Source organism: Piscinibacterium candidicorallinum, from assembly GCF_047549485.1.
Classification (GTDB): Bacteria; Pseudomonadota; Gammaproteobacteria; order Burkholderiales; family Burkholderiaceae_C; genus Piscinibacterium; species Piscinibacterium candidicorallinum.
Map to the genome: position 1 here is coordinate 1,928,958 of NZ_CP180191.1, position 18,912 is coordinate 1,947,869.

The following is an 18,912-nucleotide window of genomic DNA, read 5'->3' on the forward strand; positions in this document are numbered from 1 at the left end:
GACGAAAGATCAGCCGCGCCGAATGCGACTGTCCTTCTTCGCCCGCACCCTGCTGCTGCTGCTGGCCCTGCTGGCAGCCAGCCTGCTCGTGGTCGGCCAGAGCTTTCGCACGCTCGACCTGGAACCGCGGGCTCGGCAGCTGGCGCAGCAAGTCGTGGCCATCGTCAACCTCACGCGCTTTGCGCTGGTCTATGCAGACCCAATCGGCCGCCAGGCCTTTCTGGCCGAGTTGCAGGAAAACGAGCGCGTGCAGGTCTATCTGGTCGAGCCCACCGACAAGATCGAGGCACCCAGCGGCGATCTGCTCTCCCAGCGCTTCATCGAGTACGTCACACGCTCCCTGGGCACGCAGACCACCTTTGCGCGCACGGTGAATGGCCTGCCCGGTGTGTGGATCAGCTTCACGATCGAGACGGACCAATACTGGCTGCGGTTGGAACGTGAACGGCTTGAGCGCAACCCCGGCATCGCCTGGCTGTTCTGGGGTGTGGGCGCCCTGCTGCTCGCCATCGTCGGTGCGGTGCTGATCACCAGCTTCGTCACCCGCCCGCTGCGCCAGCTTGCCCGGTCCGCCGAGAAGGTGGCCGTGGGCAAGACGCCCCGGCCGCTGCCGGTGGACGGGCCCAGCGAGATTGCGCTGGTGAACCGCAGCTTCAATGACATGGTTTCGGCGCTGTCCAAGGTCGAGGAAGAGCGCAAGCTCATGCTGGCCGGCATCTCGCACGACCTGCGCACACCCATCACCCGCATGCGCCTGGAGCTTGAGCTGGCCGGGCTGGACGCGAACGCGCGCTCAGGCTTCGAGACCGATCTGGCGCAGATGGACTCGATCGTCGGCCAGTTCATCGACATCGCACGCCCCACCGTGAGCACCGAGCAGGACACAGTGCTCGCGCCGCTGGTGCTAAAGCTGGGCGACCGCTACGCCAACGATCCACGCGGCAAGGTGGTGGCGCGGCCCACCCATGCCGAAGCCGCCGTGCGGGGTGACCTGAACGCCATCGAACGCGCGCTGACCAACCTCATCGAGAACGCCCTGCGCTACGGCCGCCCCAAGGAAGGCGCGGCCAATGTGGAGATTCTCTTGAGCCTGGAGCCCGACAAATCGGGCAAGGCGCTCAAGCCTGGCCAGAAGCGCTGGGTGCGGCTTGCGGTGCGCGACCACGGCCCCGGCGTGGACCCGGAGGATCTGGATCGCCTGACCCGGCCCTTCGAGCGCGGCGATGCCGCGCGCACCAACGCCAGCGGCGCGGGTCTGGGCCTCGCGATCGTGGACCGTATTGCACAGCAGCAAGGCGGGCGCCTGCTGCTGCAAAGCCGCAAGGGCGAAGGCTTTACGGCCACTCTGCTGCTGCCAGCTGCCTGATTTTTAAGCAGCTATTGTTGCAGTAGCAAAATCCAATGATCACACGATTTTCCATAGCGTAAGATTCGCCTTGTGGTGCACAAGCACCGCTGCAGAAGGATCCAAAGCCGCGTCGACAAGCGCGGCTTTTGCTTGAAGTCGACGGCCCGGCCCCGACTTTCAAGCCGTGGCGCAGGCTGCAGCGAGCAGCGGTACCGAAGCATTTCCCCTCCTTCAAATCAACACTTTCGGAGCAATTCCATGAAGACGATTGGCGACAAGGTCGAAGCATTCAGCGTCGTGGGCGTGAAGCCCGGCTTCAACAACCACGAAGAGAACGGCCAGAGCGCGTTCGAAGAGATCACCGAGAAGTCCTTCTCGGGCAAGTGGAAGGTCATCTACTTCTACCCGAAGGACTTCACCTTCGTGTGCCCGACCGAGATCGTCGGCTTCGCCAAGCTGCAGAAGGATTTCGCCGACCGTGACGCCGTGCTGCTGGCCGGCTCAACGGACAACGAGTTCTGCAAGCTCGGCTGGCGCCGCGAGCACAAGGACCTGTCCAAGCTGAACCACTACATGTTTGCCGACGTGACCGGCAGCCTGGTGGACCAACTGGGCGTGCGTGACAAGGCCGCCGGCGTGGCCCTGCGCGCCACCTTCATCGTCGATCCCGACAACACCGTCCAGCACGTCAGCGTGAACAACCTGAACGTGGGCCGCAGCCCCGAGGAAATCCTGCGCATCCTCGACGGCCTGCAGACCGACGAACTCTGCCCCTGCAACCGCGCTGCAGGCGGTGCCACCCTGTAATCCGGGCGGCAGCGTGCAAGCAATGCCCGGCAGCGCAAGCTCCCGGGCATTTTTCGGACCCAATCAATAGGAAATTGCAATGGAATTCCTCCAATCGATCAAGGATCAGATTCCTGACTTCGCCAAGGACATCCGCCTGAACCTGGATTCCGTGGTCGGCCGCTCCAGCCTGGCCGCCGAAGACGCCACGGCCGTGGCGCTGGCCGCCGCCTTTGCAGCCAAGAGCAAGACGCTGATCGACGCCTTTGCCGCTGCCACGCCCGAGGCCGAGCGCAACGCCGCCCTGACGGCTGCTTCGCTGATGGGCATGAACAACGTCTGGTATCCGTACGTGGAAATGGCCGACGACGCTGACCTCAAGACCCAGCGCGCCGAGCTGCGCATGACCGCCTACGCCAGCCACGGCGGCGTGACCAAGGCCAAGTTCGAGAGCTACGCCCTGGCTGCCAGCATCGTGGGCAAGTGCCATTTCTGCGTGAAGAGCCACTACGACCTGCTCAAGACTGAGGGCCTGACCGCCCAGCAGCTGCGCGACATCGGCCGCATCGCTGCAGTGGTGAACGCCGCCGCGCAGGTGCTGAACGCCCGCTGATTGCGCGCTGGCTGGGCACTTCTTCGAGCGGGATGGTCTGAAGAAGCCCATGAATACTTGCTTTGATTGTTTTCGGACGTCAATTCATTGAACAGATAGCAAGCCACTTTCCGCACCCATAAAGCGGAAAGCGGCATATTGCCGATTTCATAAAACAACATTATCGGCCATACGAATAGCACACTTGGCGCCTGCATCTCCTCCTGCGGCTCCTGTCCCGACGCCCCGGTCTCGTGCCGGGGCGTCTTTCTTTGGCATGCTGCCCTGGTCTCGCGCCGGGGCATCTGCCTTTGTCTTGCCGCCCGGATCCCCTCTCCGACGCGGGCTTTGCGCGTGGCGGCTGCTGCGTCATCGCACCCAGGTGATGCGCCTCGGGTAAAACGGCCCAACCCGCCCAACAACGAACTGCCGCCGCCTGCGCCACCGCGCGCGCAGCGGCCATGCCGGAGCCCCGCCATGAGCAACGAGACCTCGCCCACCGTTCAGGTTCTGCGTGACCGCACCGCCGGCATGCGCCACATCGTTCATGTGCGAGACCACATCCTGCCCACCGACATTGCCGTCGCCGATGGCGGTGGCGACACCGGCCCGGACCCGCACGACCTCTACGACAGCGCCCTGGGCGCCTGCAAGGCACTGACGGTGCTCTGGTATGCCCGGAAGAAAGGGATCCCCGTCGAGGACATCCAGGTCCACATCACACGAGACGGCAGCGCTGAACGCGCGGGCACGTATCGCCTGGCGGCCGAACTGCGGGTGACTGGCGACCTGACGGACGCACAGCGCCGGGAGCTGCTCTCAGTGGCCGACAAGTGCCCGGTGCACAAGCTGATGACGCAGGTCACCACCGAAATCACCACCACGCTTACCGATCCGGCCGCAGCACCATCTGCCACCTGAACCATGTCTCTCAGCCCAGCGAACCCCTCTGCACCCCGCGCGCCGCGGATTGCCCTGTTTGCCGCCAGCGCCCGGCGCGACGCGCTCTCCAAGCGCCTGGCCGCCGCCTGCGTGGCGCCGCTGCAGGCGGCCGGCGCGGACGTGATGCATCTGGACTTGAATGACCACACCCTGCCCCTGTATCGCGGTGACGAAGAGGCTGCCGCGCTGGCCCAGGGCAGCCTGCCCGCAGCCGTCGTGGCGCTGCAGCAGGTGTTTGCGCGGGCCGAGGCCTTTCTCGTGGTGACGCCCGAGTACAACGGCTCGATCCCGCCGCTGCTGAAGAACACGCTCGACTGGTGTTCTCGCCCCAACCCGGCCGATCCAGCGCGCAGCGGCGGCGTGCTCTACGCCAACAAGCCGGCCGCGCTCATGGCCACTTCGCCCGGGCCGCTGGGCGGCATGCGCGCCCTGTTCCACGCGCGCGATGTGCTGGGTTACCTGAACATGATCGTGCTGCCGCAGCAGCTGGCCGTGGGTCGCGCCCATGAGGCCATTGCTGAAGGCAAGTTGATTGACGAGCGCCAGCACAAGACCATGGTGGGCATCTGCGAGGCACTGGTCCACGCGACATTCAAGCTCGGGAGCCACCCGTGAGCGCCGCATCCGGCACCGCACTCGCTCTGAAGGGCCACAGCAAAGACCTGGGCGGCGGCTTTCTGGTGCGCCGCCTGCTGCCCGCCGCCCAGCGGCAGAGCGTGGGGCCTTTCCTGTTCTTCGATCACTTCGGCCCGGTGGAGCAGCACCCGGCAGACAACCACGATGTGCGGCCCCACCCGCACATCGGCCTGGCCACGGTCACCTACCTGTTTGAAGGCGCGATGATGCACCGTGACAGCGTGGGCAGCGTGCAGCGCATCGAGCCTGGCGCCATCAACTGGATGACAGCCGGCCGCGGCGTGGTGCATTCAGAACGCACGCCGGACGATCTGCGCCAGATCACCCGCCGCAGCCATGGCATCCAGCTCTGGGCCGCGCTGCCCACGGCATACGAGGAAGCGGAGCCCAGCTTCGAACACACCCCCGCCCACGCCATCCCTGGCGTGGTATTCGATGACGCGCAGATCCGCGTGCTCATCGGCAGCGCCTTCGGTTGCACCTCGCCTGTGAACACCTTTGCACCGACGCTGTACCTGGACATCCGCTTCCCGGCCGCCGGCAGCCTCACCCTCGCACCGAGTGCCAACACAGCCAACACCGAGCGCGCCATCTACTGCGTGGATGCCGACCTGCTGATCGACGGCGAGCCCCTGCCCGCCTGCACCCTCGGCGTGTTCACCCCGGGCGCCACCGTTCGCGTGCAATCCGGCGGCCCGGCGCAATGCGTGCTGATCGGCGGCGCACCGCTCGATGGCCACCGCCACATGTGGTGGAACTTCGTCTCGAGCCGCAAGGAGCGCATCCTGCAGGCGGCGGACGACTGGGCCGCCCAGCGCATGGGCCAGGTGCCCGGCGAAACCGAGTTCATCCCGTTGCCGGAGAAGCGGTTGCCGCCCGACAGGCAGTAGGCGCGGACCACTTCGGTGGTCCATGTGCATTGAAACAAGACGTTGCTGCACGCCTGCCGGGTGTCATTTGTCACATGTGACGCAGCGCACAAATTCCTAGAGTCCGGGCCATGAAGCCGCCATCGCAGTGCGGCCGCACCCTGTCCAAGAACCCGCTCTAGGGAGTTAGCAGATGAGCACCATCCAGACGACGACGGTACGCAATGCAGTGCCTTCCCTCACGGCCTTCGCGCTTGTCCTGTCACTGACGCTGGCGGCCTGCGGCGGGGGTGAGACGTCCGCGAGTCCCGCCAGCCCGGCCACAGGCAGCCCGCCCGGCATGGGCAGCGGACCGGCGCCCGTTCCGCCTCCGCCGCCTCCTCCTCCCCCACCCCCACCACCGCCTCCTCCGCCACCTCCACCGGTGGGTCTTGTACCGCTCAGCTGGCCAGACTCGATGCCCGCTGCTCAGTATCAGGAGGCCGACGGAACTCTGGTGACGCAGATCGGTGGGCGGGTTCGGGGACGCCATGCACGAGAAGCCGGCCCCAACGGCACCCCAGGGGTCTACGCCGAGTTCGGCCCGAATTACTTCGAGCGCCGAACCCACGAGATCACGATCTATGACGACGCCTCACCGACCCGCCCGGGCGATCGCGTGCTCACGATCGTGGTTCGACCGCAGTGGTGGTGGTATGCCGTGAACTTTCGCCACGGATTTGTCGGCGCAGATCTGAGCACACCCGATGATCCGGAGCGCCTTGCGCTCTATGCGGACAATGGCGGCGTGAAAGTTCTGCCTGGCGGCACCCTCACGCGTACACCGCTGCTCGACTACGACCGGCTTGCCGAGCCCCCACGCGAGAACTTTGCCGTCTCGCTGACGCGCCCTCCCGGGCGCGACTATGCCTTTGTCAAGCAAATTACGGTCTCGCCTATGGATCGGCGGCCGATTCGCGCCGGCGACGTCATCGAGTTCGAGCTCGGCATCTTCCTGGCGCGCGATGGCGTGGAGCTCGGCCGAGGCGCGTACTACGCCGATGCCATTGCCTATCAGGTGGGGACGCTGGGTGCGCAACCGTGGTTCCGCGCGGCAGCGGATGCGCCGCGGGCCTGGGACTCCGTGCCGCTGCCCGCCGCAGCGCGACACGGCGGGGCCATGACTCTGTCGGAAGACACGTCGGCAGAGCCGGCCCGGATGTTGATGCAGGCGGCGACCAATATCGCGGGCTACAACATTCAGCCCTTCGTCGAAGGCAGAAGGCTGTTTCACACCTCATTCGTGGACGGCACGCATTCGGAAGGCGGCAACCCGGTGCTTTCGAACCAGGTGAACCGCGCAACGGCCATCCGGTCGGAGGCGCGCTGCACCAGCTGCCATGTGGCCAATGGCAAGAGCGTGCCCACCATCGGTACGCGCCTGACCAATCTTGCCGTCGCGCTGAGCGCTCCCAGTGCAGATGGACGCATCGTGCCGCATCCGCTGTATGGCACACACCTGCAGACCGCAAGCAATGCCGAGGGCAGCCTGCAGCTCAGCGGCTACACGGCAGTACCGGGCAGCTACCCGGACGGCACGCGCTACGAGCTCCAGCAACCCAACTACACCCTGCGCGATTCGGCAGGAAATGTGTTGCAGAGTCTGGGCGCCGCATCGGTGCGTGTTGCCCCGCACCTGGTCGGGATGGGACTGATCGAGGCCATCTCGGAGTCCACCATCGCTGCGCTTGCCGACCCCGATGACCGCGATGGTGACGGCATTCGTGGCCGAGTGTCGATCGTGCGAGACGCTGCAGACCCGACAGTGCGGCGTCTGGGTCGATTCGGCTGGCGCGCCGAAGCCGCTTCTCTGCGCGACCAGGTTGCGTTGGCCCTGAACCGGGACATGGGCGTGCTCACGGACATCGCGCCCGCCCCAGATTGCGGCCTGACGCCGCAAGGTGCATGTCGCAACCCCCAGCCGACGAGCCGCCTCGCATCGAGCGAGCTGGATCTGATGGTGCGCTATGTGGCGCTGCTTGGCGTCCCTGCGCCGGCCCGGTTCGACAACGGGCGCGTGGATCCCCCGGCCGAGGAGCGCGCGGAGCGTCGTGTGATGGAAGGGGCCCAGCTCTTCCGCAATGCGCAATGCGCTGTCTGCCATACCCCGGCAATGCGAACCGGGTCGTTCCACCGCCTGGTCGAGCTGCGAGACCAGCCCATCGCCCCGTACTCGAACTTTCTGCTGCATGACATGGGTGCACAGATGGCCGACGCGTCGGGCAATGCCATGTATCGCACCAGCCCGCTCTGGGGTCTGGGCAAGCTCGAGCGCATCAACCCAAGCACCCGATACCTGCATGACGGTCGCGCCCGCACTGTGGAGGAAGCCGTTCTGTGGCACGGCGGCGAGGCGCTGCGCAGCCGCGACAACTTCCGTCGGCTCAGTGCTGACGATCGTCAGAAGCTCATTGAGTTTCTCAAGTCCCTGTAACAGTCTTGTCGGAGCGCGCGCGCGGCATGGCGAAAGCCTTGCTGCGCGCGTGGACCGCTGGAGGAAGACGGCTTGAGTTCGAATACACCTGGGCACCACAGCACGACAGAGACCCCAAGCAGCCAGACGCATGCAGTCCCCGACGCTGACAGCACCGCTGCTCTTGAAGCCGCGTTCCGCACGGGCCAGACGCTGTACTACGCGGGCCAGCACCTGGAGGCCTTTGAGCTGGCCACTGCGCTGCTGGACCGTGCAATCCGCATCAACGATGAACGATGGCAGGCACGCATTCGCATCAGCATCGCGGTCTGTCTGGCCGATCTTGGGTCGTATCAGGCCAGTCTGGCAGAGGCGCTGCGCGCTGTAGGCACCCTGTTTGACCAGCGCGACCGCGCCCAGCTGTCACGAGCCTTCAACTGCGCTTCCCTGGCCGCTTCCCGGCTGGGTCAGCACGACGACGCAATTGCGCTCATGCGTGCCGCCTTCCGGTGCGCTGATGGCGTGCTGGATCTGACACCCGTCTTCCTGGTCAATCTCTCCATGCTGCACGCACGCGCCGGACGAGCCAGGCAGAGCCATCGGCTCGCGCAGTTTGCTGTTCACCGCGTCCGCAGCCGGGAGCTCGATCCTCGATGGCTGGCCGCTGCGCAGACTGCATGCGCGAAAGCCGCATTGCTCTCCGGCGCGCTGCCGGCGGCGCGGGGCGCAGTGCTCGAGGCCATCAGAATCTTCAAGCGCTGCGGAGCCCAGCGCGAACGCTGCAGTGCGCTGCTGGTACTTGGAGAGATCCTCCTCAACACAAGCGAGCTTGCGCGCGCACGCCGACTGCTGAGGCACGTGGCGGTCTATGCCGAGCAGCGGCAGTACCACGACGTGCTCTCCGATGCGCGGGCCCTTAATGCGGTTCGTTCACCGGGCACGGCAGATTCCAGCCGCGCGGAGGTCGTCGTGCCGCGCGGTATGCCTGGCGTCGATCCGCGCACGCGTGAGCTCCTGCTTCGGTTCGAACTGGCTGCGCAGCGGGTCGAAGTCGAGCGCTTGCGGCGCGCCCTGCTTCGCCAGGCGGATCTGTGGCGTTCGGGCAGCCGCATGCTGAAGGGCCCTGCAGGCGGGGCTCAGCGCAGCCCGGGTTCCGCACAGGATCGTGGCTTGCCAGACCCGTTGACCGCACGCGAAGTGCAGATCATCCGTTCAGTGATGTCAGGCGCAACGAACAAGGAAATCGCCTCGGCACTGTCCTTGAGTGCAGGCACGGTCAGAAATCACCTGTCGACCTGCATGCAGAAACTTCAGGTCAGAAACCGCACCGAACTCATCGCCAAGGTATTTGCAGACGCAACGCTGCTTGAATACCGCAGCAGGTAGACCACTGACCAGCCACGACGTCGAGGCGTCCATGGTGCAGCGTTCCGCCCTCGGACACAGCTCGTTGCAAATCACGCGCCATTGGCATGCCAAACGTCACATCCGACCGACCCGACGCCGTTGATAGCGTCCCTTCTGAGCGAGCTCGCCATTGCGAATGGCTACTCGATGCTCATGAACAGTCTTGGAGGGATCCATGTCGCTACCATCGTGCAAAACAATGACCACACGGACGGCAGTCATTCTGCTCGCCGCATTCATCACTACCGGAGCTGGCTTGACCGCATGCGGGTCGGACTCACCTTCCGGCCCCGAAGTGAAGAGCCCGTCGCCACCACCGCCGCCGCCTCCCCCTCCACCTCCTCCTCCACCTCCTCCTCCACCGCCTCCACCACCGCCTCCACCACCGCCGCCACCACCACCTCCTCCTCCACCGCCACCTCCTCCACCGCCGCCTGGCTCCCCGATCAGCCTGGGCAAGCGGGCGTACGCATCGACGACGCAGGACCGGGCTTCGGACCCGCAGTTCGCGATCGACAACAGTGCCAGCACGCGTTGGGCAAGCGGCATTGCGGCAAACGCCTGGTACATGGTGGACCTTGGCGCGCCGGCGCAGATTTCGCGCGTCGAGATCGACTGGGAAACTGCGTTCTCGTCGCGCTACCTCATTGAGGTGTCGAACGACCGAACGACCTGGACGCCTGCGAGCACGGTTGTCACCAAGACCATGAACGGCAATACCCTTCCGCCCTTGGCAGATCGGGTGAACATCACGGCGAGCGGCACCTGGCGCTATGTCCGCATGAACTCCACGGAGAGAGGTTGGCGCGCCGGCGACGGCAGCCAGTACGGCGTGTCCATGTATGACTTCCGGGTGTACGGAACCGGCGGAAGCAGCACGATGCCTGATCCGATACCGGGGCCTGCAGCCCCAGGAAACGGTCCGTACCAACTGGTGTGGTCCGATGAGTTCGACAGCGCGGCGACACCGACGCCGGTGGACACGGGCAAGTGGGACTACGAAATCGGTGACGGCTGTCCCAGCCTTTGCGGCTGGGGCAACGGAGAACGCCAGTACTACACCAACAACATCGAAAACGTGTTCATGCAGAACGGCTTGCTCAACATCACCCTGCGCAAGAACCATCTGAACCGGGCTTACACATCCGGACGCCTCAAGACCCTGGGCAAGTATGAATTCACCTACGGCCGAGTCGCCGCACGCATCCGGATCCAGACACCACCCTCATCCGGTCCGGGCGCGAAGGACGGACCCGTCGCAGTGTGGGGCGCCTTCTGGACCCTCGGAAAGGATGTCGTCGACCCCTACGTCGGGTGGCCGCACTCGGGTGAACTCGATGTCATGGAGAACATCGGCTACTCATGGTGGTACAGCTCTGCGCTGCACGGACCGGGCTACTACGGCGGAGGCAGCATTGGCGGTTCGTACAACAAGACGGACAGCAGCACAGGCGTCGTGCTGGGCAATCTGCCTGAATACCGATCGGGCGATTGGAACGAGTACGAAATGGAATGGGGACCGGACCAGGTCGAGTTCCGGCTCAATGGCCGCACGTTCCGCACAGTCACTCGGGCTGAAGTCGAGGCACGCGGCTATTGGGTCTACGACAAGCCCAACTTCCTGATCCTGAATCTGGCGTACGACGGCGCGTACCCGCGCGGCTATCGAACCAATCCGCAGAACTTCACCGGTGCAACCACAAGCAACGGTCTGCCCACCGTGGCTGAAAACGCGTTCCCGCACACCATGCAGGTGGATTGGGTACGCGTGTATCAACGGCGATGATGCTGCTGGCGCGCAACCGCACCCGCTGAACAAAACAGCCCGGCATGCCGGGCTGTTTTTAGTTCACGCGAACCGATTGATCAGGTGCTCTTTGGCGCCGGGCGGGTCTGCTTGGGCGCAGGAAAGTCGGCGCTGAAGTCCAGGCGAACGTTCTTGACACCTGCCGCGCGAAGCTGCTCGGCGAGCTCCGCCGAAACCCGCAGCGACTTCCTGAGACCGTCCTTGCCGCGCGCCGGAACGGTCAGCACGTCGATGATGAGCTCAGGATTCTTCTGCTGCTGGGCGATATAGATCGCAGCAATCTCCTTGATGAGCTTGCTGCTGCGCACCGCCTTCAGGTTGGTTTCGTCGAGCTGGCTGTACAGATTCTGCAGGCCGTATTGCTCGGTGGTGGGCCGCTCCATCTGCTTGGGCGGGGTGAAGGTACGGCCCGGCGTGGACGCGAGCATCGGCCGAACGCTGTTCAGGCCGACATCGACGCCGCCAGCATCGCTTGCCACCATCGCGCAGCCGTTGGTCGTGCCCCCGACGACGTTCACGTAGGCGTAGCTCTGGGCGGCGGCACTGCCGACGGCTGCCGCGGACAGCAGGCAGGCTGCGAGAAGCTTGCTCCCAAGACGCGTGATCCATTGAGTTGTTGTCTTCTGCATGCGTTTCCTCCTTGATGAATGACCCAGTGAGCCGGGTCGTTGCGCCAGGCCGATTTGCAGGGTTCGGCGTAGCTGATTGATTGTGCAAGTGCGGGGTCTAGGCCACCAGCCTCGCCTTGAGTGCATCCATGGCCGCAGAGGGCTTGATGCCCAGCCGGATACTCAGCGCATCCCGGCAACGCCGATAGGTATGCATGGCTTCGGCCTGCCGCCCAAGCTGCATGTAGCACTGCATGAGCGTCAGATAGCCTTGCTCGGCCAGCGGCTCGCGTTCGATGGCGATCTCCAGCAGCGCAGCAGCATGCTCGGCCGAACTCGCGCCACCCAGTACCGCATCCGGATTGCGCATCAAGACGCCAGCCACGGCAAGACTCGCACGCAAATAACCGTTTCGAAGGCTCTGCCGTGCTGCGAGCAGCCAGGGGGTATCAGCCTCGCCCGGCAGCAGTTCGCCGCGATAGATGCCCGCCATGCGGCGCGCCAGATCGACGAGGCGCGCGGCACTGGCGCCGCTCTGGCCGAAACGGTTGGCCATCGCTTCAGCTTGATCACACAAGCGCTGCAGCAGCGCCGCATCAGATCCGCAAAACTGCGCGTCAAAGCGCACGCGGCCATCGGCCATGAGCAGCATGCCTTCGCCGGCACTGGCCAGCAGCTTGCGGGCCCGGGTCAGCGTGACTTCAAGATTCTTGCGGGCTGCCGCAATGTTCTCGGCGTCTGGCCAGAGCGCGTCGGCGGCCGTGTCGGCCGTCAGGCCGTTGTCGCCACTCACGGCCAGCAGCTTCAGCAGTTCCTGCGGCTTGCTGGCTGCCTTGCCGCTGTTGGCGAGAATTTCGCCATCGCAATGCAGCTCGTAGCCACCGAGGAGCCGCTGCCACACCCGCCAGGGCCACTGGGGTGGAGCGTCCGTCGGCGCCAGGAGCTGGCGCGTGAGAACCACGCTTTGCACGAAGCTGGACTGGATGTCGTGCTCCAGCGCTCTGGCGCAGACCCAGGCCGTGTGGCGTGGCAGAGAACGCAGCAGCGAGCGCAGGTTCATCTGCTGCGCGATCGATACCGCATTGCGCAGTGCATCGACATAGCCCATGTCACCGTCACGCTCCATCTCCATGGCCATGGCGAGCGAAGCGAGACATTCGCCGTATCGCGTCGTGAAGCCGCCGCCCGGCCCGGCGACTGCAGCGCGTGCCTCTGGATAGCGTGCCAGGGCGATATAGGCCTGCGCCAGTTCCGCATGCAGCAGCTGCCATCGTCCGAGCGGAATGCCGGCCCATTGCATCGCTGCGAGCGCCGCCTGCAGATGCTGCAGCGCCTCCTGCGCCTGATCGTTGCGCAGCGCGATCCGCGCCGCGAGGTGATAGGCATTGACCTGCGCCAGCGCGGTCCGGGTACCGAGATCCTTCTGCACTTCGCGCAGCAGCCGAGTGGCCGAAACCATCTGGTTGTGCTCGATGTCCAGCCGCGCCATGGCAACTTTCGCCATGACCACCAGCGAGCCGAAGTGCGCCGACTCAGCGAGCTCGGCGGCAATCTGCCAGAGCCGACGCGCGCCTTCGAAGTCCTGCACGAAATAGCGGCTGTAGCCGGCAACGTACTGCCACTTCGATTGTTCCGCCGGGTGGCATTGCGCATATTGGCGCGAGGAACCCACCAGCATGGACAGATGATCGACCGCGCCCAGCACCTGCTGCAGGTTCATGTGGCCCAGTGTGACTCGCGCAGCGCGGATCCAGTCTTCTGCATCGACGGTACCGGCGCGCTTGAGCGCCTCCACCATCTGGTCCAGCTGTGCGGCGTCGGTCTTGCCGGTGACGAAGCGGAAAGCGAGTTCTGCGGCACACCGCCAGAAGTGGATCACCGGCGAGCCGGTTTCGCCCACGCTGCGCTCCAGCCAGTCGCGCCGCTCCACCCAGCGCTCATACCCGGTCGGGTCGGCAAACTCCTCGCAGCGACTGAGCAGGGCCAGGCCGCAGATCGCCCAGGCGGCCTCAGGTTGGGCAGTACGCGGTGCGCCGCCGTCAGCGGCCTGCACTGCACTGGCCCATGCGGCTTCGGCGATGGCTTCACCTGCCGGGTCTTCGGTTCGGATCGCCTCGCGCAGAGCTGCCAACCGGGCACCGAGCTGCTGCCCGTCTGCGTCCGGCTTTGCGTCTGCTGGCGAGACCCCACCCAACACGATTTTTCCCCCGTAGAAATCCCTGACGCAGACGACCAGTTCATCGCCATTAGCGCACTCGCGAAGTTCGCGAGTCTATAGGCCGCCGACGCAATTGACTGCAGCGCCGCACCCACAGTGCAACGCGGCTGTCATGATCGGCCGCCTGAGCGGCCTTGCGCGATCACGCTCGATCCTTAGCTCAGCGCCTCCATCCGGCTCTCGATCCACGCGCAGAAGTTTGCGCCTTCGGGCGTGAAGCGCGCGTGCTTGCGAAGCACCGCGGTGGCCTGCCGAACGCCGCGGCGCAGGTCGGCCACGCGGCGCTGGGCCCACAGGCGGGACAGCAGCGGCACGGCGCCGGCCTCCACCGCGCGGTGCAGACCTTCGGCGGCCATGGCGCTCACGTAGGTGCCCTCGAACACACCGGCAACCGGCCGGGCGTCAGTGCGCCAGCTCACCTGGAAGCGCTCAGCGGTCTGTGCAGCGGCCAGCATGGGGCAGAACTCCTCCACATAGCGCAGCTTGACGTGGGCCGCCTCGTGCAACAGGCCTTCGAGCGCCTGCAGCGGCCGGCCGGGGTGGACCCACACAGCGCCCTGCATGGACGACAGCGTGAAGCCGTTCATCTGCCAGCCTCGCGGCGGCATGCGCGGCACCACCACGGAGAGGATGGCGCGCCATTCCTGCACCATCTCGGGCCAGGCGTCCGACATCCATTGTGCGGCCTCGATCAGCGCCTCGCGCTGGCCGGAGGGGTAGGCCTGGTCGCGCGGGTCCACCCAGTCGTGCAGGATGGCGTCTTCGCGCTCGGCGGTGCGGGTCTCGTCCAGACAGACGCGCAGGCTGGGCAGGTCATTGCGGATGACGATGCTGCCGAAGTTGGACACGTCGCGCAGCAGCGGCACGCCGCTTTGCACCCGCAGGCCCACTGCGGCGCCTTGGGCACTGCCGCGGGTGTCCGGCGCGACGACGACGCGCTCGTCGCGCATGTCCTTCACGCGCCAGTCCAGCGATTCGGCGTCCGGCGCCAGCTGCAGGCTGCTGGCGCAGTCCCAGGTCTCGATCATGCGGCCGCGGGCGCGCAGGCTCAGGCCGTCCGAGCCGCCGAAGCCCAGGCAGTAGTTGGGCGCGTAGCCCAGCAGCATGGACACGCGGGCGGCGTCGGCGCCATCAATCAGGGCGCGGCCCAGGGAGTGCACCCAGCGGCGGAACAAGGGCGAGGCACCGCGGCGCACGCGCTCGCCCACGGACAGCGCAGACAGGCGCTGCATGCATTCCTGCCAGGACGCCAGGTAGCGGTCATAAGCGCCGTCCATGGCAAGCACCTCGCCGATGGCGTGCAGATCATCCAGCCGAGCGAGGGCGGAGGACTTGACCAGCTCCGCGGTGCAATCGGATTCGGGTTGAAGCAGGCTGCTCATGAGCACGGCATCTGCGCAGGCGCGGTTGGCCGGCAAGCTGGCCGGGGTGTCGTCGTCGGAATCGAGTGCGGCGTCGGCATTGGGCGGTGATGCCACCCACTGCGCGTTGGCCACTGCCAAGGGCAGCGTGGCAGGCAGAGCGCGGCGCTGGGCCGGCGCGGGCGCCAACGCACGAAAGCTCAGATCAGTCGCCGGGCGCCGTGCAGCCGCTGACGCAGCTGCCGGGCTGGCGCGGTGCCCACTCACGCCCGCCAGGGGGCCGAATACGCGTGTCACCATATGAAACTCACTGCCAGCGACGCTTCGGTGGGCCGCATGCCAGGGCGCGACACAAGGGCGGCCAGGGCCTGCAGGCGTTCTGCATGACGCTGTGCCAAGCGGCTCACTTCACCGCCTTCACCGGCATCTGGTCCGCTGGCCGTGTGCAGCAGGCGCACATAGGCGGGGGGCGCCTGGATCAGCTCACACTGCGAGCTGAGCGATGCGTCGCGCATCAGCGCGCTGAAGCTGCCCGGCCCGGCGGGAACGACGGAGCCCTGCGCTGCGTCCTGCAGCCGGGCACGGTCCTGAGTGTCTTGCATGCTGCCCTCCAGCGATGTGCACGCCAAGAACGCGTGCTCGGAATAAGGCGGTGCAAGACGGCAGCCTCCTCCCTGACAGCGGTGGGGGATCAGTCACCACTGCAAGCTCTCTGCCGCCTTGCACCTTGGGATGCATGATGAAAGGCAGGACCCTACAGATGACCTACAAATCTGAAATTTGGTGAATTTCGGCTGAACGGCCGGGGGATGCGTGAAGGCTGCGGCGCTGCGCATCTATATGGATGCAGCGGCGCGGTGGCATGGAGTTCCATGCTGAAAGCAAGCGACAAATCTTGACAAAGTACTTTAGATAAATGAGCTAATTTATTGATTTATCAAGACAATCCAAGAATCCACTGAATCACCTTCTTGGCCAGAAAGCCGACTATCCCCAGCCCCAGCCCCAGAAACAGCACAAAGGTGCCGAACTTGCCGGCCTTGGAATCCTTGGCCAGCTTGAAGATGATGAACACCATGTAGGCGATGAATCCGCCCAGGCCCCAGGTCAGGCCGATCTGCGCGATTTGCTCTTCTGTCATCGCCCGGCCTTTAGCGGAACGAGCGCGAGCCCGCCGACACGCCCAGCCGCGGCGGCAGCGCGTCGGCGTCCACCAGATCCCGGTAGGCATGCCAGCTGGCGTGACCGAGCATGGGCACGATCACGATCAGGCCAATGAGCAGGGTCCCAAAGCCCAGCAGCGTGAGCCCAGCGAGCAGCAGCGCCCAGACCGCAGAGATCACCGGGTTGGTGGCCACCGCCCGCCAGCTGGTGAGCACGGCGGCGTAGACCGTGATGCGCCGGTCCAGCAGCAGCGGGATGGACACCACGCTGCTGGCGAAGATGGGCGCCGCCAGAAATGCGCCCAGCGCCACCCAGACCTCGAACAGCCAGCCGTCCGGCGCAGCCACCACGTCATTGATGAAGTCTGCCGGCGTACGGATCGGCTGCGGGCTGAACAGGGTGATGAGCGAGGCAGACGTGACCACCCAGCCCGTGCCGGCGAGCGCCAACAGCAGCCCGAAGGCCACCAGACTGCGCTGCCCGCCACGCCACACGGCCCAGACATCGGCCAGCCCGGCGTCAGGGTGGCTGCCCTGCGCGCCTTCCAGCTTGCGGCTAATGGCATACAGGCCGGTGGCGACGATCGGCGCCACCAGCAGAAAGCCCGAAAACGCGCCGGCCAGCAGCCAGAAGCGGTTGTGCGCGAAGGCCAGCAGCACGCCGGCGAACGCCGTGACCGCCAGCCCATGCAGGATGCCTGGCAGCGGGCAGACGATCAGATCACGCAGGCCCAGGGCAAGCCACTTGATGGGACGGCGCGACGGGACGTCCCGCACCGGGGCGGGCTGGGTGGCGCGGGCAGGATGAACGTCAGCGGGGTGATTGGGCATGCAGGCGTGGGCCGAGGGCAGCGCCGGCGAGCCGGTGCGGCTCGAAGCGTGGTGCAGAGGACGGCGCAGGATAGCCCTGCCGCCTGACGATCGACTTGCGCGAGGTCAGAGACGGCCAACGCCGGCTGCTGATCGGCTCATTTTCAATATTTGCTTCATTTAGCCGCCTTCCAAGGTGCCTAAATGAAGCATTCATTGGCACTCATGCAGAAAGGCTGTCCGCATGCCTGATGCGGTTCTTCAGCCGATTTATGACGAAGCACAGCCTGAAAGTCGGCAGTGCATGTCATGCCCAGCCCTTGAAGCAGCTTATTTTCAATCGATGATTGAATGACAAGGCTCAGGGAGCGCACTTTTCAATGATTTCTTGAAAGCAGCGCTTGGCCAATTTCCGCAGGTAGCGTGCGGATTTCGGCCGATCCGGCCGCCTGCATTCAGATCGTGCATCTCACGCCGAGCGCACTCAAAACGCTAGCGCGCCACGAGCAGCGCAGTGGCCTGCGCCGAGATGCCCTCCTCCCGCCCCAGATAACCCAGCTTCTCGCTCGTCTTGGCCTTGACGTTGATCTGGCTGGCGTCCACACCCAGGGTCTGCGCGATCACCGCCACCATGCCGGGGATGTGCGGCGCCAGCTTGGGCTGCTGGGCGATGATCGTGGCGTCCAGGTTGACCAGCTGCCAGCCGGCGGCCTGCACGCGGCGGTAGGCCTCAGCCAGCAGCACCTTGCTGTCAGCGCCCTTGAACTGGGGGTCCGTGTCCGGAAAGTGGCGGCCGATGTCGCCCAGGCCGGCGCCACCCAGCAGCGCGTCCGTGATGGCGTGCAGCAGCACGTCTGCGTCGCTGTGGCCCAGGAGCCCGGTGCTGTGAGGGATCTCGACGCCGCCGATGATCAGCTTGCGGCCAGCCACCAGGGCGTGCACGTCCCAGCCTTCGCCGATCCTGAATGAGGGCAATGCGCGCGGCAGGCTTGAGTTCGACATCAATTGCTCCATGGCGCGCAGGTCATCCTGCACGGTGATCTTGAAATTGCCGCGGGTGCCAGGCACCAGCACCGGCACGTGGCCGGCCGCCTCCATGGCCTGGGCTTCGTCGGTGGGCTCGATGCCGGCGTCGAATGCCGCGTCCAGCGCGGCTGCAAGCAGGCCGATCCGGAACATCTGCGGCGTCTGCGCCGCCCACATGGCCTCGCGCGGGATGGTGGCCTCGACCTCCTCGCTGGCCATGTCGGTGGCAAAGCGGCTGCGCTTCAGGGTATCCGCCAGGGGCAGCGCCATCAGCCCGCCCACCGGGTGAGTCTGCAGCCGGTCGATCATGTTCATCAGCGCGTCAGGCGAGAGCCCCGGGCGGGCGGCGTCGTGCACCAGCACCCAGTCGTCTGCCAGCGCGCCGGCCATCAGCAGCGCATCCAGCCCCTGGCGCACCGTGCGCGCCCGGGTGGCGCCGCCAGCGGGCACCCAGGTGAGGCGGCGGCCGTGCTCGCCGCGCAGCGGTGCAAGAGCGTCGGCCACATGCGCATCCCCCGGCGCCGTGGCCACCAACACGCTCATGATGCGCGGGTCGGCCAGCAGCGCGCGTGCCGTACGCGCCATCACGGTCTCGCCGACCAGCGCGGCATATTGCTTGGGCAGCTCACCGCCAAAGCGGCTTCCGGTGCCACCCGCGGGAATCAGGCCGAACAGGGCGCTCATGCCCCGAACCTCAAAGCGTAGATTGAGCATTCATGCGGGTTTCCAGGCCAAAGTGGCTGGAAAAGCGCATGGGACAAGCGGAAAGCGGTTTGAAAATGCATCGGAAGCGGGCGTTCTTCGAGTGAAGTGACGGGGTGACGCACCCCGCTGGGCCTAACATTCCGGCCAGCATAAACCGCATCGCAGCGGGCCGATTTCAGGCC

At 65.8% G+C, this 18,912-nt stretch carries 17 protein-coding genes; 9 read left to right on the top strand and 8 right to left on the bottom strand.

Going from position 1 to position 18,912, the window contains the following annotated elements:
- The first annotated feature begins 22 nt into the window (after positions 1–22).
- From ACMDW7_RS08710 to ACMDW7_RS08745, 8 genes are all read left to right on the top strand, one after another.
- Entirely contained in the window at positions 23–1,366 is a 1,344-nt protein-coding gene (locus ACMDW7_RS08710) for an ATP-binding protein (protein ID WP_377301446.1), read from the top strand.
- A gap of 240 nt (positions 1,367–1,606) precedes the next feature.
- Positions 1,607–2,155, top strand: a complete 549-nt coding sequence (locus ACMDW7_RS08715) for a peroxiredoxin (RefSeq protein WP_377301444.1) — start codon at positions 1,607–1,609, stop codon at positions 2,153–2,155.
- A gap of 79 nt (positions 2,156–2,234) precedes the next feature.
- Complete coding sequence (locus tag ACMDW7_RS08720; RefSeq protein ID WP_377301442.1) at positions 2,235–2,747, top strand: carboxymuconolactone decarboxylase family protein; 513 nt, start codon at positions 2,235–2,237, stop codon at positions 2,745–2,747.
- 456 nt (positions 2,748–3,203) lie between these two features.
- Complete coding sequence (locus ACMDW7_RS08725) at positions 3,204–3,647, top strand: OsmC family protein (RefSeq protein ID WP_377301440.1); 444 nt, start codon at positions 3,204–3,206, stop codon at positions 3,645–3,647.
- Between the two features lie 3 nt (positions 3,648–3,650).
- Complete coding sequence (locus ACMDW7_RS08730) at positions 3,651–4,283, top strand: NADPH-dependent FMN reductase (protein ID WP_377301438.1); 633 nt, start codon at positions 3,651–3,653, stop codon at positions 4,281–4,283.
- The gene (locus tag ACMDW7_RS08735) at positions 4,280–5,194 is read left to right on the top strand and encodes a pirin family protein (RefSeq protein WP_377301436.1); all 915 of its coding nucleotides are present in this window, start codon (positions 4,280–4,282) and stop codon (positions 5,192–5,194) included. The genes ACMDW7_RS08730 and ACMDW7_RS08735 overlap by 4 nt, the downstream gene beginning before the upstream one ends.
- A gap of 436 nt (positions 5,195–5,630) precedes the next feature.
- Positions 5,631–7,646: a di-heme oxidoredictase family protein gene (locus ACMDW7_RS08740; RefSeq protein WP_377301434.1), complete on the top strand. Its 2,016-nt coding sequence runs from the start codon at positions 5,631–5,633 to the stop codon at positions 7,644–7,646.
- A 72-nt stretch (positions 7,647–7,718) separates the two neighbouring features.
- Positions 7,719–9,011 (top strand): LuxR C-terminal-related transcriptional regulator, encoded by a 1,293-nt coding sequence (locus ACMDW7_RS08745; protein ID WP_377301432.1) that lies wholly within the window; start codon positions 7,719–7,721, stop codon positions 9,009–9,011.
- Positions 9,012–9,274: 263 nt separating this feature from the next.
- Here ACMDW7_RS08745 and ACMDW7_RS08750 read toward each other — a convergent pair whose 3' ends face one another.
- On the bottom strand, positions 9,275–9,445 hold the full coding sequence (locus ACMDW7_RS08750) for a hypothetical protein (protein ID WP_377302598.1): 171 nt from the start codon (positions 9,443–9,445) through the stop codon (positions 9,275–9,277).
- Positions 9,446–9,483: 38 nt separating this feature from the next.
- Between ACMDW7_RS08750 and ACMDW7_RS08755 the strand changes: the two genes are divergently transcribed.
- Positions 9,484–10,818: a discoidin domain-containing protein gene (locus tag ACMDW7_RS08755; RefSeq protein WP_414859647.1), complete on the top strand. Its 1,335-nt coding sequence runs from the start codon at positions 9,484–9,486 to the stop codon at positions 10,816–10,818.
- An 80-nt stretch (positions 10,819–10,898) separates the two neighbouring features.
- Here ACMDW7_RS08755 and ACMDW7_RS08760 read toward each other — a convergent pair whose 3' ends face one another.
- The 7 genes from ACMDW7_RS08760 to ispF form a co-directional block, all read right to left on the bottom strand.
- Positions 10,899–11,468 carry a hypothetical protein gene (locus ACMDW7_RS08760; protein ID WP_377301430.1) on the bottom strand — a complete coding sequence of 190 codons (570 nt, stop codon included), beginning with the start codon at positions 11,466–11,468 and terminating at the stop codon, positions 10,899–10,901.
- A gap of 97 nt (positions 11,469–11,565) precedes the next feature.
- The gene (locus tag ACMDW7_RS08765; protein WP_377301428.1) at positions 11,566–13,578 is read right to left on the bottom strand and encodes a BTAD domain-containing putative transcriptional regulator; all 2,013 of its coding nucleotides are present in this window, start codon (positions 13,576–13,578) and stop codon (positions 11,566–11,568) included.
- Positions 13,579–13,820: 242 nt separating this feature from the next.
- On the bottom strand, positions 13,821–15,326 hold the full coding sequence (locus ACMDW7_RS08770; protein ID WP_377301427.1) for an aKG-HExxH-type peptide beta-hydroxylase: 1,506 nt from the start codon (positions 15,324–15,326) through the stop codon (positions 13,821–13,823).
- Positions 15,320–15,628, bottom strand: coding sequence for a hypothetical protein (locus tag ACMDW7_RS08775; RefSeq protein ID WP_377301425.1), 309 nt, complete (start codon positions 15,626–15,628; stop codon positions 15,320–15,322). Before ACMDW7_RS08775 ends, ACMDW7_RS08770 begins: the two co-directional genes overlap by 7 nt.
- A gap of 335 nt (positions 15,629–15,963) precedes the next feature.
- Positions 15,964–16,167 carry a DUF2788 domain-containing protein gene (locus ACMDW7_RS08780; protein WP_054126509.1) on the bottom strand — a complete coding sequence of 68 codons (204 nt, stop codon included), beginning with the start codon at positions 16,165–16,167 and terminating at the stop codon, positions 15,964–15,966.
- A 10-nt stretch (positions 16,168–16,177) separates the two neighbouring features.
- The gene (locus ACMDW7_RS08785; protein WP_377301423.1) at positions 16,178–17,020 is read right to left on the bottom strand and encodes a DUF2189 domain-containing protein; all 843 of its coding nucleotides are present in this window, start codon (positions 17,018–17,020) and stop codon (positions 16,178–16,180) included.
- Between the two features lie 471 nt (positions 17,021–17,491).
- Positions 17,492–18,709 (bottom strand): 2-C-methyl-D-erythritol 2,4-cyclodiphosphate synthase, encoded by a 1,218-nt coding sequence (gene ispF / locus ACMDW7_RS08790; RefSeq protein WP_377301421.1) that lies wholly within the window; start codon positions 18,707–18,709, stop codon positions 17,492–17,494.
- Positions 18,710–18,912: the final 203 nt, after the last annotated feature.

Excerpts from the sequence above, each read along its gene's own strand:
- ACMDW7_RS08770 (WP_377301427.1), bottom strand. The coding sequence starts at position 15,326 with ATGGTGACACGCGTATTCGGCCCCCTGGCGGGCGTGAGTGGGCACCGC.
- ACMDW7_RS08730 (WP_377301438.1), top strand. The coding sequence starts at position 3,651 with ATGTCTCTCAGCCCAGCGAACCCCTCTGCACCCCGCGCGCCGCGGATT.
- ACMDW7_RS08725 (WP_377301440.1), top strand. The coding sequence starts at position 3,204 with ATGAGCAACGAGACCTCGCCCACCGTTCAGGTTCTGCGTGACCGCACC.
- ACMDW7_RS08720 (WP_377301442.1), top strand. The coding sequence starts at position 2,235 with ATGGAATTCCTCCAATCGATCAAGGATCAGATTCCTGACTTCGCCAAG.
- ispF (WP_377301421.1), bottom strand. The coding sequence starts at position 18,709 with ATGAGCGCCCTGTTCGGCCTGATTCCCGCGGGTGGCACCGGAAGCCGC.
- ACMDW7_RS08760 (WP_377301430.1), bottom strand. The coding sequence starts at position 11,468 with ATGCAGAAGACAACAACTCAATGGATCACGCGTCTTGGGAGCAAGCTT.
- ACMDW7_RS08775 (WP_377301425.1), bottom strand. The coding sequence starts at position 15,628 with ATGCAAGACACTCAGGACCGTGCCCGGCTGCAGGACGCAGCGCAGGGC.
- ACMDW7_RS08715 (WP_377301444.1), top strand. The coding sequence starts at position 1,607 with ATGAAGACGATTGGCGACAAGGTCGAAGCATTCAGCGTCGTGGGCGTG.
- ACMDW7_RS08780 (WP_054126509.1), bottom strand. The coding sequence starts at position 16,167 with ATGACAGAAGAGCAAATCGCGCAGATCGGCCTGACCTGGGGCCTGGGC.
- ACMDW7_RS08740 (WP_377301434.1), top strand. The coding sequence starts at position 5,631 with ATGCCCGCTGCTCAGTATCAGGAGGCCGACGGAACTCTGGTGACGCAG.
- ACMDW7_RS08710 (WP_377301446.1), top strand. The coding sequence starts at position 23 with ATGCGACTGTCCTTCTTCGCCCGCACCCTGCTGCTGCTGCTGGCCCTG.
- ACMDW7_RS08785 (WP_377301423.1), bottom strand. The coding sequence starts at position 17,020 with ATGCCCAATCACCCCGCTGACGTTCATCCTGCCCGCGCCACCCAGCCC.